This window comes from Mesorhizobium sp. B264B1B, from assembly GCF_020165765.1.
Lineage (GTDB): Bacteria > Pseudomonadota > Alphaproteobacteria > Rhizobiales > Rhizobiaceae > Mesorhizobium.
In genome coordinates this window covers 113182-128385 of the sequence record NZ_JAIUIS010000017.1, presented here as the reverse complement: position 1 = coordinate 128385, position 15204 = coordinate 113182, and the positions used below count along the sequence as shown (strand labels likewise).

Sequence of the window (15204 nt, the reverse complement as noted above, 5' to 3'; positions counted from 1 at the left end):
AAAGATATTGCAATGCACAAAAATTGCCTTTATATTGCCATCATACATGAACGAGACGGCTTTCCGTCAAAGCCGCTACCGCTGAAAAGGATGGAAAATGTCCAGGACCAAGACTGCCGAGACCATCGAAAACGTTGAATTCCCGAGCTTTGACGCTTCCAAAGCCACCGACCAGATCCGCGCTTTCGCCGAGAAGGGCGTTGAGCAGTCGAAGGAGGCTTACGCCAAGCTCAAGACTGGCGCCGAGGAGACCCAGAAGGCCCTGGAATCCACATACGAGTCCGCCAAGACCGTTTCCAGCGACCTGTCGCTCAAGACCGTTGCCGCACTGCGCGCCAATGCCGAAGCGGGCTTTTCGCATCTCGAGGCGCTGATCGGCGCCAAATCGCTGTCGGAAGTCGTGGAGCTGCAGACCGCGTTCCTGCGCAAGCGCGTCGAAATGACCGTCGAGCAAGCCAAGGAGTTCCAGACCGTCGCCTCCAAGGCGGCCGAGGATGTCTCCAAGCCGATCAAGACCGTTTTCGAGAAGGCGATGAAGGACATCAAGGCCGCCTAATATTTGCGCATGATCAGAAGATGTAACAAAAGGTCGCATTTTCTTCGAAATGATCGTGTGTATGATGGCAGCCATCAACGAATACCCGGTCGGCGGAACCTCCTCCCTCCGCCTCCGGGGTGACCAGCCAGCACCTCCTCCCGCTGGCTCGTAACAGGAAAAGGCCGGCACCTCCTCCCGCCGGCCTTTTTCTTGTCGGCAGATCCGCTTCCATGTGGGCAAGTGACCTTTGCTTTGCAAAAGCCTTGAATTAAAATCCATAAGCCCGTAAGGACGCATCGCCGAACGACAGAGCACTCGAGGGGACTACGTTCCGCCGATCCCGCTCAGGCAAACGTGCCGTTGTAGCTCAGCTGGTTAGAGCGCCGGATTGTGGATCCGGAGGTCGCTGGTTCGATCCCAGCCAACGGTACCATCGGCTTTCCTCTAAACAACTGGTTTGCTCAATAAAATTTTGACCGTGGACTTCCGGGCTTGCTCTGTAAAGCGACAGCCTGCTCAGGCTGTCGAAACCGCCGAAGTGATCCATGTGCATATGCGTCACGAAGACGTGCGAGATTCGCAGGATTTCGCGCAGCGAAAGCGTCGAAAGCTCTCCGAGATAGAAAAGGATGGCCCTGTTGCGGAAGCGGAAATCCAGTAGCAGGCCCGGATCGGAAAAAGGTTCGTTTACCAAGCGCGGCTGGACAAAAAGCGTGACTGGGAGAAGACCGCCGCGAGCGATGCTGGCTTCCTCCGTTCAGCTTCTCTTTGCCCGACCGGCATATTGGTCGACCGCGCCGGCCATCTGGAGCATGAGTGTGTCCATGGAGATGGAATTCCCGCCATAGGGGTAGAAGTCGGATTTATCGCCTTTCTTCCATTTCTCCCGCAGCTCGGGTTCGGTGATGTCCCAGTCGCGATAGGTCCTTTGCGCCAGTTCGCGCAGTTCTGCGTGCAATTCGGCGGTGGAGGGGCGGCCCCAGTAATAGTAACCGTTGTAGACCTTGAAGACTTCGAGGTCCCGCCCGAGCACGATCGTGTGCGGGATCATCACGTCGTGCGTGGTGTCGGTGTATTCCTTGATGTCCAGGTCCTTCTGCACGAGCCGTTCCTCGTCATAAAGAAAGGGCCAGGGCGCGGAGGTCTGCTGGCGGTAATTGTTGGTCGTATGCCAATCATCCGTGGTGATCGTGACGAGCTGTGTGTAGCCGACGACCAATTGCGAGTGAAACCGCACCAGTTCGAGCATTTGCTGCCGGTCTTTCGGACAGAAGAACCCACGCGTCAGCATCACGATCATCAGCTGGTCGCCCTGCAGGTCCGACAGCCGCCGTGGTGTCTTGGTGTGGTCGGGAAGAACGTAGTCGGGGAACTTCGCGCCAGCCACAATGTCTTGTCTCATTTTCAGTCGCTCCCATCGATCCGGTTCTGTAACTCCCGAACAAAAGACTCCCCCCCATGTTCCTTTATTCCAGGCAAGCCGATATGACGGCCGTCTGCCGTCGAACCGGCGACCCCATCGAGAGCGCATCCAAGTCGAGTTCGCCATCGACGATCGGCTTGCCGCCCTTTTCCAAACTCGAGCTTCGACCGGTTTTCGGTGCCTGCTTTTGAGTTCGTCAATCACTCCCTTGATCATCGCTAAACGGATTTCCGCGTAACCGCCGTGTAGTGCGTGATGGCACCCTCGTCGGGATCCTGAAAATGCACGGTAGCGTCGGCTGCGCCCGAGAATCCGCCGCTTTCAAAGTGTCGGCTCGGGAGAACGTGTTGTAGCCCGGCAAAACCGCAGCGCTGATCCGTTCAGCGAATTCCGCTGGCCAGTCACCTGGCCGAAATACGGACGCGCCGGTCACGCCATGCGTGATGACCTTGGTCATTGCCAGCCGGGTAGGAAGCACGCCGCCAAAGAAATCTTTTGGGCCTGCGAGGGACGCTGCGGATGTTCCGATGATCCACACCTTTGGGCTACATGCCCTGCAAAAGTTCGAGATCATCACACATGCGGTGTAACGAACCAGGTCATTGGCCAGAAGCTGAGGAGGTGCCAGTATATGGACCAGCGCACGCTTTGCGCGGTTAGGCCATGGCCGTCCTCTAAATCGCGAGATTGCAGATAGGTCCCATCATGCCCCCTGCTTTTATGACATCGAAGTTGGCAACCGTCGTGGCGATGATTGCTACCGTCGCCATTCTTTACGTCGCCAAGGAGGTCCTGCTGCCATTGGCAATAGCGGTCCTTCTCACATTTGCGTTGGCGCCGATTGTTTCTTTGCTCCGAAAGTTGAAGCTGCCGCGAATGATCGCTGTGCTTGGCGCGGTTGCATCGGCCTTCGTCCTCGTGTCGCTGTTCAGCCTGATCGTTGCCACGCAGGTGAGCCAGGTCGCGCAGGACATTCCGACATACCAATCCAACATCCTCGAGAAGATTCGGACTTTGAAAGAAACAGGATCCGAAGACGGCCTTATCAGCCGGCTCGGCAAGGTGTTCGAGCGCGTCAACACTGAGATAAACAAATCCCAATCCAGCGGGCAGGCAGATGTGGAGCAAACCACGAAGCAGCAGGATCCGCTTCTGGTTCAGATATTCTCGCCCCAGCGTCCGATAGAGACGCTGAGGAACATCATCGAGCCGCTGATCGGACCACTCGCCACGACCGGCCTTGTCATCATCGTGGTGATTTTCATGCTGCTCGAGCGTGAAGAATTGCGGGATCGATTCATCCGCCTTGTGGGCTACAGCGATCTCCATCGCACGACCCAGGCATTGCAGGATGCAGGCAGTCGCGTCGGACAATATCTGCTCATGCAATTGGTCGTGAACATCGTCTACGGCGTGCCCCTTGCGATAGGTCTTTGGTTTCTTGGCATTCCCAATGCCCTGCTATGGGGCATGTTGGCCGTTGTCTTGCGTTTCGTGCCCTTTATCGGTCCGGTTATCGCGGCGGTGATACCTTTGTTTCTTGCCTTCGCAGTGGCTCCCGGCTGGAGCTTACTGGTATGGACTGGCGCTCTCTTCATCTTGGCAGAGCTCGTAATCAGCAACATCGTCGAGCCCTGGCTTTACGGCTCGCACACGGGCCTCTCGCCGCTGGCGATCATCGTAGCCGCCGTTTTCTGGGCTTGGCTATGGGGCCCGGTCGGCTTGGTGCTGTCGACGCCGTTGACCGTCTGCCTTGTCGTGCTTGGACGGCACGTGCCCCAGTTCGAATTCCTGCAGATCCTGTTTGGCGATGAGCCGGTGCTTGACCCGAAGGAGCGTCTGTACCAGCGGCTTCTTGCCGACGATATCGACGAAGCCACCGACAACGCGGAAGAAATGCTCGAGGAGAAATACCTGATCGAGTTCCACAGCACGGTTGCGATTCCGGCGTTGCTGCTTGGTGAACAGGACCGGGCTCGGGGCGCACTGACGGCAAGTCAGTTGGCGAACCTTGCCGAAAACGCCCGCACCCTGGTGGCCAACCTCAACGAGATCGCCGCGGAGGAAGAAGAAGAGGAAGAAGACGAGCACGCGGAAAAAGAAGGCGCGAGCGCGGATCCGGGCGAAGAGGATGAGGATCAAGCCGAGTTTGCGCCTGATCTCCCGGATGGTGCTGGGAAGTCAGTGCTGTGTATCGGCGGGCGCGGAGACCTCGACGATGTGGCCGCTGCGATGCTCGCGCAGGTCATTTCGATCGAGGGTGCGGATTGCGTGGCCGCGAGCCACCGTGACCTCCTCCCCGCGCGGATCCGGAAACTTCCGCTTGAAGCTCGCGACGCAGTCGTCGTGGGCTTCCTCAACCGCGATTCGTTCAAACACGCGGTGTTCGTCGTGAGGCGCTTGAGGCGACTCGCACCGCGTGCACGCATCGGAATCGCGCTCTGGCACGACACCCATGACAAGCCCAGGGAGGATGCGGCGGGCCTCGCCGAGCAATTGGAAGCGGACTTTGTTGCGTTCAACGTGGTCGACTGCGTGACGGGTGCGCTTTCAAACGAAGAACCGCGTCAAGTGAAAAAGAGAAAGCAAAGAAATCTAAGGCGGCCTCGCGCTCGTCAGGGCGTGGCGGCGACGGTGCAATTGGACGATTCGTTGGCTCAGCCGGTGCGGTGATCGTCAACGGCACGGCCCCTTTTGGACCAACTTCGGCTACCTGATAATGATCATGTGAGCGGTACCTCTGGCACCGGCAGGTAGTTTCGAAAGTTCGCTGGCAATCGCGCATCCACAGCGAACATCCGGGTGTTCGCTCTCCGTTCGACCTTAAGCAGATTCTGAAACAGCTCTTGTTCCGGCCCCAATTACGGAATCCTACCTATCTGTTACATTCGGCGACGCGGCGCTTTCGACGGTGTTTGAGCAGGAAAGGGCGGTGCCGGATTATCTGCTGCCCGGCTTTCGCTGGGCCTGAAATCTACACGGAGACGGGTGCGATCAACTCCAGAGAAACGAGTTCGCGCGCGACTTCGTCCCAGTCGGCGCAGATGGTTCGGGCGCCGGCCACGCGTAGTTTCTCGGCATGCCCCGGATAGGTGTGGCCGCCGCCGATGAAGCCGATCGCCGTCATGCCGGCGGCGACTGCGCCCTGCACGCCGAAAGGCGAGTCCTCGACAACCGCGCAGTGCTTCGGTTCGATGCTCATCTGATCCGCGGCGAACAGGAAGATGTCGGGGGCGGGCTTCCCGCGCGCGACCATTGACGATGAGAATATGTTCTCGCCGAAGAATCTCGCGAGCCCTGTGACCGAAAGGCTGTGATGTATCCGTTCCAGCGAGGAGGATGAGGCGACGCAGCGGGGATTGGACAGCTGTTCAAGGAAGGGCTTCAGGCCCGCCATCGGCTGCAGACTTTCGGTGAAGAGCGCTTTCACCTCGTCCCATAAATCCGTGGTCTGATGCTCCTCAAGACGATGGCCGGTCGTGAGCCTGATGCGCTCCAGGATGTCGGTCTGCTTCATGCCGACGCATTGCAGGACCGCCTGCGGGTCGAGTTCCATGCCGTGTTTCGAATAGACCCGCCCGTAGGCAAGCGCCGCCAGCGGTTCGCTGTCGACCAGCACGCCGTCGCAGTCGAATATGATCAATGTGTCTTGCATGCTCGCTCCGGTTTGCGCGCCAGGTGTCACAGGCCGCGTAGCGCTTCAAGAAGTTCGTCGTGAATGAGCCCGTTCGAGCCGACCTTCTGCGTGTCCTCGTCTGTGGAGTCGACACCTGAAAGCGTGGTGACCTTGCCTCCTGCTGCGCGTAGCAGCGGCATGGCAGCCGCGTAGGACACGACGTCGGCCTTGATCGAAACCGCCGCATCGAGCTGGCCGGCGGCGACCATCGAATATTCAAAGGCCCCTGAGACGATAACGCGCACGCCGCGCGCGCCGACGCCGAGCCGCCGCACGATCTCTGCGGTGCGCGCCACCTCCTCGGCCGAAAAGTGCGACGTCAGCACGACGGCAATGACCGCATCGGCCAGTCTTGCAGTTGTCGACACATTGGCCGTCTTGCCGTTGACGGTCGCGATCCCCTCGCAGGTGTAGTGCGCCTCGAAGCCGGCGGCGGGCGCGACGGTCAGGCCGACCTTCGTCGCACCCTGCTCCTGATAGGCCATGGTGACGGAGAACCACGGCAGGCCGGACGCGTAGTTTATCGTGCCGTCGAGCGGGTCGACGATCCAGCGGCTTTCGCCCAAGATTCCCGTCGTGCCGGCTTCTTCCGACAGGATGGAAGCTTGCGGCGTAAGCGCGCGCAGCCCGTCGATGACAATGCGCTCCGAAGCGAGATCGGCGGCGGTGACAATGTCCAGCCCTTCCTTGCGCGTGACGTCGAGGCGCTCCTCGCGCATCGACATCAACGTCGCGGCTGCCTTGCGTGCGACGGCATCGGCGTCTTTCAGGATTTGACGGTAGTCGCTCATGTTTCGTTTTTCCCGGGGTAGTCGACATCGGTGATGAAATCGTGGGCGGGGCCGAAATCGCCGATCGGAACGACGTGCGAAACGACACCGGTCTGCGGCGACCAGGCGTGCAGGGCGAAGGCCGGCGGTTCGAAGATGAAGCGATTGGGCTCGCCCGGACGAAGATCGAGCGCGACCTGGTGCGCGACGCCCGGCGCGACGAAGCCGACCGTGCCGGCAAAGCGCGTGGTGATGGGCCGGTGATAGTGCCCGCAGGCCACCCGCTCGATTTCGGCGTGGGACCTGATCATGTCGCGGAAGCCGTCGCCGACGACGCACATCATGATGTCCATGCCGTGCACGCCGACGGGAAAGGGCGGATGGTGCATGAAGACGAAGGTCGGGCGGCCGTCGCCCTCGGCGAGACGCTCACCGAGCCAGGCTTCGCGCCGCTCGCAGATCGCACCACCGTCCTCGCCCGGCTGCACCGTGTCCAGCCCGATAAGGCGGACCGGAAGGTCCTCGATCGTATAATGCAGGAAATCCGGCGACTGGCTCAGATAGGGGAATTTCGGCGCCATCACCTCGCGCATTGTCTCACGCCGGTCGTGGTTGCCAGGAATGACGAAGACGGGCATGGGCAGGGCCGACAGCATGTCGGCGACCAGCGCATACTCTTCCGGGCGACCGCAATCGGCGAGATCGCCGGTGACGAGGACGCAATCGGGCGCCGGATCGAGCGCGGCGACGGTCGCGATGGCGCGACGAGTCATGGTGTTGGTCTGGAGACCCTCATAGGCCATCTGGCCGTCGGGTCGGATATGAAAATCGCTGATCTGTGCAATGAGCATCGGGAGGTCCGGCAGTGTGAAGGGAGGGCTGACACAAGAAGGGCGCCACATCGGCGCCACCTTAAAAAGGGCGCGCCAGCCGAAGCCGGCCGGCGCGCGTGGCATGGCGACTTATTTCATGAGTGCCTGTGTTTCGGAGACGAGGCTGTCGAGCCCGTCCTTGATGGATACGTCGCCGCTCATGACCTTGCTGATGATCTCGCGCTGGGTGCGCCAGATGCGGACCGTGTTGCCCGCCGAATAGCCGGGCCACGGGCGCGACAGTGCCATCTGCTTGGCAACGGTGGCGTAATTCGGGTTCGCTTCGTAGAACGGGCCGAGATAGTCGGTCCCGGTGGCGGCCTTGTTGGTCGGGAGGTAGCCGCTCATCTTCACGACCTGCTCCTGCGCCTTGGGGCCGGTGACGAATTTAAGGAATTCCCAGGCCGCCTTCTGCTTTGCCGGGTCGGAGGCAGTGATCACCGCCGCGTTGCCGCCTGTGGGCAGGCCACCCTTTTCCTTGTCGTCGACCGGGAAGACCGCGGTACGCAGCTTGAATCGGTCGCCGATCAGTTCGGTATCCTGGCTGAGACGGGCAGGCGTATCGAAGAAGATGCCAATCTGGCCGGCGATAAAGGCCTGGCGCGACTGATCCCAGTCGATCAACGGCATGCCGGCATCGGTGACGAAGCTGCGGAAATATTCCAGCGCCTTCAGGCCGTGCTCGTCGCCGAAGGCCACTTTGCCGTCCTTGGTCAGCTCGCCCCCACCTTGCATCAACATGGCGTCCCAGAGCCATTCGTCGGGCCAGTCATGAATATTGTAGGCGAGGCCGGCGATGCCGGAACCGGTGGCCTTGATCTTCTTGGCGAGTTCCATAATGCCCGGCCAGTCGGTAGGCATGTTGTCGGGATCGCCGCCGGCCTTTTTAACCAGGTCGGCATTGTAGAACATGATCGGCATGGAAGCGTTGAAGGCCAGTCCGTAGAGCTTGCCGTTCACCCGGCCGAGGTCGAGAATGTTGTCGGCGTAGTTGGCGTCGCGCCATTCCTTCGACTCGGCGTCCATCATCGTGCCGAGGTCCAATATCTGGTTGCGCGCCTTCAGCTTGCCGACCAATTCATGCAGGACGTGATAGCCCGAATAATAGACGTCGGGCAGGTTGTTGGTGATGGAGGCCCGCAGCATGGCTTGGTGGCCTTCGTCGTAGCTGGCCGCCGGCGCGCGGAACTGGATCTTGATGTCGGGATGTTCCTTCATGAATTCCGCGGCCAGCGGCTCATGGAACTTCGCGAAGGCCGGGAATGCGTAGTAGACGTCGAGCGTCACGGGAGACTGGGCCAGCGCTGTCGACGCCGCTCCCAGCAATACGGCCGAGGCCGCGATGATCTTTGACAGGAATTTCATTAAGGCTTTCCTCCGGTTATGCGATTTGCCCGATGCTCTTGAGGCGATGATGCCGCCTTGCCCCGCGAAAGGTGTGGGGGAACGGCGCGACCGGGCTTCTAGCCGCGCCAGTTGTCAGTTTTATTTCACGCCGGTCATCGTGACGCCCTCGATGAAGCGGCGGCGTGCGAACAGGAACGCGAGCAGCAGAGGCGCGGTCAGGATGGTCGCGGCGGCCGTCAGTGCGCCGTAATTGGTGCCGGCTTCGGCGTCCGAGAAGAACATCATGCCGAGCGGCGGCGGCGCCAGGTTGACGTCGGATATGACGATTAGCGGCCAGTAGAGGTCGTTCCAGTGCGCGACGAAGGAGAACACCGCGAAGGCGGCGATCGCCGGCATGGCGCTGGGCGTGACGATGCGCCACACGATCTCGAACTCGCTCATCCCGTCGAGCCGCGCGGCATGAATGATGTCGTCGGGGAAGGAACGGAAAAACTGCCTGAACAGGAAGATCGCGAAGACTGAGAGGAAGAAGGGCACCATCATGGCGAAATAGGTATTCAGCAGGTCCATCTTCGCCAGCGCGATGTAGATCGGCAGCGCCGGCACCTGTTCGGGCACGCATAGGCCGAGCAGGACGAGGACGAAAAGCAGGTTGCGGCCCGGGAACTTCAGCTTGGCCAACGCGTAGGCGCATGGGATGGCGACCAGAAGCTGGATGATGAGGATGCCGCCGCACACTATGACGCCGTTGAGAGCGAAGCGCAGCAGCGGCGCGCTGGTCAGCGCCATCGCATAATTCTCGAAGCCGTAGAAATGCTTCGGCCAGATCCTGAGCTGGGCGTTGAACACCTCTTCCGGCGGCTTGATCGAGGTCACCAGCATCCACAGGAAAGGCAGGAGAATGAAGGCCGCGCCGGTGATCAGGATGCCGTGAGTGATGAACAGAGAGGCGAAGCGCCGGCCGGCGGAGCCAGCTGGTGTGGTTGTTGTGCCCGTCATCGCGGGAGCAGTGATGGTTGTGTCGGTCATCAGTAATGCACCCTGCGGTCCATGACGACGGTCTGGAGGATCGAGAAGACCAGAATGAAAATGAGGAAGATGAAGGTGAGGACCGACGCATACGCCATGCGGAAGTACTGGAAGCCTTCGAGGTAGACTTTGTAGAGCAGGACCTCGGTCGATCCCACCGGACCGCCATGGGTCAGCACCGCCACCGTGTCGAACACCTTGAAGGCGGTGATCGAACTGGTGACGATGACGAACATGGTCGTCGGTCCCAGCAGCGGCCACGTGATCGTCAGGAAGCGGTCGATTTCGCCGCCGCAGCCGTCGATCTCGGCGGCTTCGTAGAGGTCCTTTGGAATGGTCGAGAGGCCGGCCAGGAACAGGATCATATTGAAGCCGACCAGTTGCCAGATGCCGATCACGGCAAGCGTCGGCAGCGCCAGCGAGGGATTGCTCAGGAAGGCGACCTCGCCGATGCCGAGCCAGCGCAGCACCGCGCTCACCGGGCCGAGGCTGGGGTGCAGCAGGAACTGCCACACCGTCGCCATGGCGATGAAGGTCGAGGTCACAGGCAGGAAGTAGATGATTTCGTAGAGCGAGCGGGTGCGCTTGCGGCGGTGAACGAGGACGGCGACGAGCAGCGACAGGATCACCGAGCCGGGCAGGACGATCGCGACGTAGACGAGCGTGTTCTTGAGTGCGCGGCGGAATTCCGGATCGGTCAGCGCGTCGGTGATGTTTTGCAGGCCGACATAATGGACATCGACCTCGCCGAGCTCGTAGTCGGTGAAACTGAGATAACCGAGCACGCCGAGCGGCACGAGAATCGTCAGCACCAGCAAAAGCAGGGCAGGCAGCGCGAAGCCGCCGGCGACCAGCCTCTCGATGAAGGCCTGCCGGGCACCGGGCCGGGCGGGCGGAGCGGGGACCGCGGTCAGGCTCATGATGCGCGCGCTCCCTCTGCGAGGCGCAGCTTTCCCTTGGCGGCGGTGGCCGCGTCTTGGGAAACTTGGGGTTCCACGCGGTTTCCGGCGGCATCGAAGACATGGCAGGCCGAGGGATGGAACAAGAGTTCGGTGTTCTCGACCTCACCGTCCGGCACGCCCGCGCCTATGCGCGAGGTCACCAAGATCCCAGGGAGCGAGGGAACATCGAAATGCAGGATCTTCTCGGAGCCGAGATGCTCGCTGCGCCGCAGCTTCGCCGGAAGCGGGACCTGGTCCGCCGACTGGCCCGAGACCGCGCCGGGCAGGATCATTTCCGGGCGGACGCCGATCGTCGCTTTCTCTCCGGCGGGGAGGGCGGTGCCGATCGGCAGAGGCTTTCCGAGCAATTCCAGCCGCCCACCGACCCCCACCGTCACGGGAATCAGGTTGATCGTCGGGCTGCCGATGAACTGGGCGACCTGGACGTTGGCCGGCCTGTCGTAGAGTTCGTCGGGCGTGCCGAGTTGAAGGATGTCTCCGCCTTCCATCATGGCGACCCGGCTTGACATGGTCATCGCCTCGACCTGGTCGTGCGTGACGTAGACGAATGTCGCGCCGAGTCTCTGGTGAAGCTCGGCCAGCTCGCTACGCATGTGGACGCGCAGCTTGGCGTCGAGGTTAGAAAGTGGCTCGTCCATCAGGAAAGCGGCGGGCTGGCGCACCATGGCGCGACCGAGCGCGACGCGCTGACGCTGGCCGCCGGAGAGCTGGGCGGGCTTGCGCTCTAAAAGAGGTTCAATCTGAAGTTGCGCCGCGATGCCCCTGACCTGCTTGCCGATCTCCTGCATCACCTTGCGGCGCCGGGACGAGAATAGGCGGACGAGCGGCAGGCGCTCGTAGAGGCTAAGCCCGGTCATCGTCAGGGGCAGGGCCATGTTGTTGAAGACGGACATGTGCGGGTAGAGCGCGTAGCTCTGGAACACCATGGCGATGCGCCGCTCATGCGGCCTCAGATGATCGATCGGCGCGCCATCGACGAGGATCGAGCCCGAGGTTTGCGGCTCGAGGCCGGCGATGATGCGGATGAGCGTCGATTTTCCGCAGCCGGAGGGGCCGACAAGCGTCAGGAACTCGCCATCGTTGATGGACAGGTTGATGTCTTTGAGAACCCGGTGGGGCCCGAAGGACTTCGAAAGGTTCTTTATTTCCACTGCAGCCACTGGGGTTGCTCCGTTTCGCGAAAAATTGGGTGGAGGCGCTATCTCGGTGGATAGACCTCATGCACGACATCACCGATGAAAAAGGGTGTGAGGCCCGGAATTTCATGAGGCCGCACGGTGAAATCGGACCCGGAAAAATCGTAGACGAGCACGCCCAAGGTGGCTTCTCCGGCCATCCCGTCCGGTTGCAAGTGCGCCTCGACGAGGAAGCCGGACGACGGCCCCCACAGGTACCGGACGCCGCCGAGTTGACGATCGTAGAGTTTGTGCAGGTGGCCGCTGGCCACGAAGGCCACGTCGTAGCGGCGCACCATGTCGAGCAGTTGCGCGCGAGGCTCGGGAGTGGGCGCCCAGTATCCAACGTCGCCTTCGGTCGGCTCGCCGATAAAGAGCGGGCGATGGGTGAACCAGCCGATCCGGCGCCCGGACGCTTCGCGCATGGCGTTTTCCAGCCACGCGATCTGCTCCGTTTCGGCCGGCTCGTCGCTGCCGAACAGCATCGAATCGAGTCCGATCAGGCGCCAGCCCTCAATGTCGCGATGCCACCAGTCCGGCCCGAAATGACGTCGCCAGCGGGCCAGGCGTTCTGCGTTGACTGGCTGATAGAGATGCTTGGGCTCGCCCACGTCGTGATTGCCCGGCACGGCGAGATAGGGCAGTCCGATGGAGTCCATCATCTCGGCGCAATAGCGCATGTCCTCCTCGACATCGGCGCCATCCACGGTGACGTCGCCTGTATGGATAACGAGGTCGGCATCGCTTTCCTTCAGCCAGTCGAGGAGCGGCTGGCTGTTGGCATGGAAGTGTCGCTTGCCAGGGCTGAGATGGGTATCGGAAATCTGCACTATTCGCGTCATCGGACGTTCTGGAACCTTTGCCGCGTCTCGCGGCGTTGATCTCGTCGTTTTGAAAAAAGCGCCTGAAGCCGGATGCACTCTTTCCCCTGCCTGTGAAGGTGTGACGACGACGCCGGTTTTTTAGGTCCAGGACGCGGCGTCTCCCGCAGGAAAGGCTCACTCGGTTGAAACGGCTTGGACCGGCATATTGAACCTCCCATCGTGTTCTCCGTCCGATGCCCATTGTCAGGGCATTCTGAGGTGCGGAAAACTTCCTCCAGCATTTAATTGAAAAAAATTTCACAGCTTGATAAAAATATCAAGACAAAAATCGCGACCGTAGCCGCACCTCGAACTGCGGCGCCTAGAGGGTGCTGCCGAAGCGGTGCAGATCGACCAGACCGAGATCGAATGTTTGAGCGCGGCCGTGAACCGCTACTTCAAAGAGAAGCTGCGCCCCCAGGACTTGCTGTATGCGTTCTGGGGCGTGCGGCTGTTGTTCGACGACGGCAATGGGAACCCTTCGGCGGTTACGCGCGACTACGTCTTCGACCTTGACGAGACCGGGGACACGCCACTGTTCAATGTCTTCGGCGGCAAGATCACGACCTTCCGGAAATTGGCCTAGCGCGGCCCATCGCCTCGAACATATCTTTCCGCAGATGGGGGGCGACTGGACCGCGAGTGTGCCGCTGCCGGGCGGCAACATGCCGAACGCGGACTTTGAGCCTTCCGTCAACGGATTATGCGAAACATGGCCGTGGATGCCGCGCGCCCTCGTTCATCATTACCGGCGGCTCTACGGCACGCGGTCAGGAGGTGGTGGGCGCCACGGCTGGCATGTCCGACCTCGGGCAGCACTATGGCGGGCTGCTCTACGACTCGGAAGCGCGTTACCTGGTGGCGAGGGAGTGAGGGCGCACGCCCGAGGACATCCTCCCGCGGCATGGCGGGCCTCTTGGGACGACTTGCTGTGGGTCATAAGCTGGACGGTTTGACCGGCGCTAGCTGCCAAGCCAGTCCCGGACAACTCCATTGAATTCGCGTGGGCGATCGATCATGACCATGTGAGCGGCATTGGCGAAAATGTGCATGTCGGCTTGCGGCGCGCGTTCCAGCAGCTTGATGCCGCGCGCCACCGGCACGGTTTCGTCGCAGCCTGACCAGGCTATGAACAGCTTGGCCTGCATGGTGGGCAAATGCGGAAGGAGATGGTCCTCCTGGATCTGGGTATATTCGGTGTCGTCCTTTTTCCGGGCAGCCTGCTTGAAGCGCTCCAACTGACCGGACTCGCAGGCCAGGCGATAGTTCTTTTTTAGCAGCTCCACGAACTCCGGCGGATTCTTCGTGCTTAGCCTCGCATTGGTTCGCAGAAAGTCTTCCTCGGTGTCGCATCCCTCGAGCACATTATACGCTGCTGCCGCTGCTGCCTGCCAAGCGTGGTCCTCATTTCCGCCGAGGCGCGGGGAGGTCGCACCGCTGCTCACGACGACCACCTTATCGACCAGACCTGGCTTTTCAACGGCGAGCATTGCCGCGATGAAACCGCCTTCGGAATGGCCGACGAGCGCGCATCGGGTGACGCCGAGCGCTTCGATGAAGGCTGAAACGTGATGCCGCCTTTCGAGGCGGGGAACGTGTTTCCCGTCCACCGGCGCATCCGAGAGACCGAAGCCGACCAGATCGGGCGCCAGCACCCGGAAGTCATGCGCGAGTGCCGGGATGGTGTTGTGCCAGGTGGACCAGGCATCGATCGCCAGTGACGAGCCGTGCAGCAGGATCACGGCCGGTCCGCTGCCAGCTTCGAAATAGCGCGTACGGATGCCGCCCGCCACGACATAATTCTCCTTCACCGTCGCCGCGGCTAGCGGCGGACGGGCGGCGTCTCGCGCTTTCAAGCGCCGCCGATCAGCTGACGGATTGGTTTTCAAGCTGTTCGATCATCCCGAGCGCGAACTGGGCGGCTTTGCGTACATGCTTTTTTGCAAGCCGCTCGGCATCCGATGCCCTGCGATTCACAAGGGCGTCGAGCAGGGCTGTCAGCTCTTCCTGAGATGCCTTTCGCCGCTCTGCATCGGAAAGAGAAATCATGCGCAACTGTGAGGCCCGCATATGGATGCTGCGAAGCATCCGTTCCGCCTCGGAATTGTTCGCGCCCGCTACCAAGACGTCGTAGAATCTAGTCTTTGCAGCTATCATTTCGCGCGCCACACCGACGCGATAGGTTTCCATCAACTCGTCATACACGCCCCGACAACGCGTGATATGATCGTCAGTCGCATTCTCGCAAAACAACCTGCATACAAGCGCCTCCAGCGCCTCGCGAAGATCAAAAATGTCCTTCGCGATCTTGGGATCGACGACAGAGACGATAAGCCCCCGGTTGGGCAGGTTCGTGACAAGGCCCTCGTTCTCGAGCTCGCGCATCGCTTCCCTGAGCGACGTCCGCGAAACGCCCATGCGCTCGCAAAGCGTGCGCTCCACCAGCCGCTCTCCCGGCGCCAGTTCTCCGACGACGATGGCGTTGCGGATGGTATCGGCCACCTGCGTGTACAGGCGCGGCGGAGCATGGACTCGCAGATCATACACGG

Annotated in this window: 14 protein-coding genes, 1 tRNA gene and 2 pseudogenes; 4 read left to right on the top strand and 13 right to left on the bottom strand. The window is 61.1% G+C overall.

All coding sequences use genetic code 11. The features are described from left to right. Positions 1-97: 97 nt before the first annotated feature. Both LB547_RS27445 and LB547_RS27440 read left to right on the top strand, forming a co-directional pair. Positions 98-556 (top strand): phasin, encoded by a 459-nt coding sequence (locus LB547_RS27445; RefSeq protein WP_140498518.1) that lies wholly within the window; start codon positions 98-100, stop codon positions 554-556. Positions 557-894: 338 nt separating this feature from the next. After that, positions 895-971, top strand: a tRNA-His gene (locus LB547_RS27440). A gap of 90 nt (positions 972-1061) precedes the next feature. Here LB547_RS27440 and LB547_RS27435 read toward each other — a convergent pair. The 3 genes and pseudogenes from LB547_RS27435 to LB547_RS32760 form a co-directional block, all read right to left on the bottom strand. Continuing rightward, positions 1062-1232: pseudogene (locus LB547_RS27435) on the bottom strand (MBL fold metallo-hydrolase); the annotation flags it as partial. Between the two features lie 63 nt (positions 1233-1295). Further along, entirely contained in the window at positions 1296-1940 is a 645-nt protein-coding gene (locus LB547_RS27430; RefSeq protein WP_140498517.1) for a redoxin domain-containing protein, read from the bottom strand. 217 nt (positions 1941-2157) lie between these two features. Next, positions 2158-2535, bottom strand: coding sequence for a DUF3182 family protein (locus LB547_RS32760; protein WP_140763151.1), 378 nt, complete (start codon positions 2533-2535; stop codon positions 2158-2160). Positions 2536-2666: 131 nt separating this feature from the next. On the opposite strand from LB547_RS32760, the gene LB547_RS27420 reads away from it, so the two are divergent. Continuing rightward, positions 2667-4634, top strand: coding sequence for an AI-2E family transporter (locus tag LB547_RS27420; RefSeq protein WP_140513410.1), 1968 nt, complete (start codon positions 2667-2669; stop codon positions 4632-4634). 301 nt (positions 4635-4935) lie between these two features. Here the strand turns inward: LB547_RS27420 and LB547_RS27415 are convergent, their stop codons facing one another. From LB547_RS27415 to LB547_RS27380, 8 genes are all read right to left on the bottom strand, one after another. Then, on the bottom strand, positions 4936-5616 hold the full coding sequence (locus LB547_RS27415) for an HAD family hydrolase (RefSeq protein WP_140567202.1): 681 nt from the start codon (positions 5614-5616) through the stop codon (positions 4936-4938). Between the two features lie 26 nt (positions 5617-5642). Further along, positions 5643-6428, bottom strand: coding sequence for an inositol monophosphatase family protein (locus tag LB547_RS27410; RefSeq protein ID WP_140561359.1), 786 nt, complete (start codon positions 6426-6428; stop codon positions 5643-5645). After that, on the bottom strand, positions 6425-7258 hold the full coding sequence (locus LB547_RS27405; protein ID WP_140558059.1) for a phosphodiesterase: 834 nt from the start codon (positions 7256-7258) through the stop codon (positions 6425-6427). Before LB547_RS27405 ends, LB547_RS27410 begins: the two co-directional genes overlap by 4 nt. Positions 7259-7369: 111 nt before the next feature. Further along, positions 7370-8644, bottom strand: a complete 1275-nt coding sequence (locus LB547_RS27400; protein ID WP_140763148.1) for an ABC transporter substrate-binding protein — start codon at positions 8642-8644, stop codon at positions 7370-7372. A 120-nt stretch (positions 8645-8764) separates the two neighbouring features. Continuing rightward, entirely contained in the window at positions 8765-9625 is an 861-nt protein-coding gene (locus LB547_RS27395) for a carbohydrate ABC transporter permease (RefSeq protein WP_140525325.1), read from the bottom strand. A 29-nt stretch (positions 9626-9654) separates the two neighbouring features. Beyond that, positions 9655-10569, bottom strand: coding sequence for a carbohydrate ABC transporter permease (locus LB547_RS27390; RefSeq protein WP_411908945.1), 915 nt, complete (start codon positions 10567-10569; stop codon positions 9655-9657). A gap of 2 nt (positions 10570-10571) precedes the next feature. Further along, positions 10572-11777: an ABC transporter ATP-binding protein gene (locus tag LB547_RS27385; protein ID WP_140558056.1), complete on the bottom strand. Its 1206-nt coding sequence runs from the start codon at positions 11775-11777 to the stop codon at positions 10572-10574. Between the two features lie 38 nt (positions 11778-11815). Continuing rightward, entirely contained in the window at positions 11816-12622 is an 807-nt protein-coding gene (locus LB547_RS27380) for a metallophosphoesterase family protein (protein WP_181174439.1), read from the bottom strand. A gap of 358 nt (positions 12623-12980) precedes the next feature. On the opposite strand from LB547_RS27380, the pseudogene LB547_RS27375 reads away from it, so the two are divergent. Beyond that, a pseudogene (locus LB547_RS27375) lies at positions 12981-13525 on the top strand (glycerol-3-phosphate dehydrogenase); the annotation flags it as partial. A 92-nt stretch (positions 13526-13617) separates the two neighbouring features. Here the strand turns inward: LB547_RS27375 and LB547_RS27370 are convergent. Further along, the gene (locus LB547_RS27370; RefSeq protein ID WP_181174440.1) at positions 13618-14448 is read right to left on the bottom strand and encodes an alpha/beta fold hydrolase; all 831 of its coding nucleotides are present in this window, start codon (positions 14446-14448) and stop codon (positions 13618-13620) included. 73 nt (positions 14449-14521) lie between these two features. Further along, positions 14522-15202 carry a GntR family transcriptional regulator gene (locus LB547_RS27365; protein WP_140686355.1) on the bottom strand — a complete coding sequence of 227 codons (681 nt, stop codon included), beginning with the start codon at positions 15200-15202 and terminating at the stop codon, positions 14522-14524. Positions 15203-15204 lie beyond the last annotated feature (2 nt).

Bases quoted from the DNA above. Each gene is read 5' to 3' on its own strand.
- LB547_RS27420 (WP_140513410.1), top strand. From the start codon at position 2,667: ATGCCCCCTGCTTTTATGACATCGAAGTTGGCAACCGTCGTGGCGATG.
- LB547_RS32760 (WP_140763151.1), bottom strand. From the start codon at position 2,535: ATGATCTCGAACTTTTGCAGGGCATGTAGCCCAAAGGTGTGGATCATC.
- LB547_RS27410 (WP_140561359.1), bottom strand. From the start codon at position 6,428: ATGAGCGACTACCGTCAAATCCTGAAAGACGCCGATGCCGTCGCACGC.
- LB547_RS27430 (WP_140498517.1), bottom strand. From the start codon at position 1,940: ATGAGACAAGACATTGTGGCTGGCGCGAAGTTCCCCGACTACGTTCTT.
- LB547_RS27405 (WP_140558059.1), bottom strand. From the start codon at position 7,258: ATGCTCATTGCACAGATCAGCGATTTTCATATCCGACCCGACGGCCAG.
- LB547_RS27445 (WP_140498518.1), top strand. From the start codon at position 98: ATGTCCAGGACCAAGACTGCCGAGACCATCGAAAACGTTGAATTCCCG.
- LB547_RS27400 (WP_140763148.1), bottom strand. From the start codon at position 8,644: ATGAAATTCCTGTCAAAGATCATCGCGGCCTCGGCCGTATTGCTGGGA.
- LB547_RS27395 (WP_140525325.1), bottom strand. From the start codon at position 9,625: ATGACGGGCACAACAACCACACCAGCTGGCTCCGCCGGCCGGCGCTTC.
- LB547_RS27415 (WP_140567202.1), bottom strand. From the start codon at position 5,616: ATGCAAGACACATTGATCATATTCGACTGCGACGGCGTGCTGGTCGAC.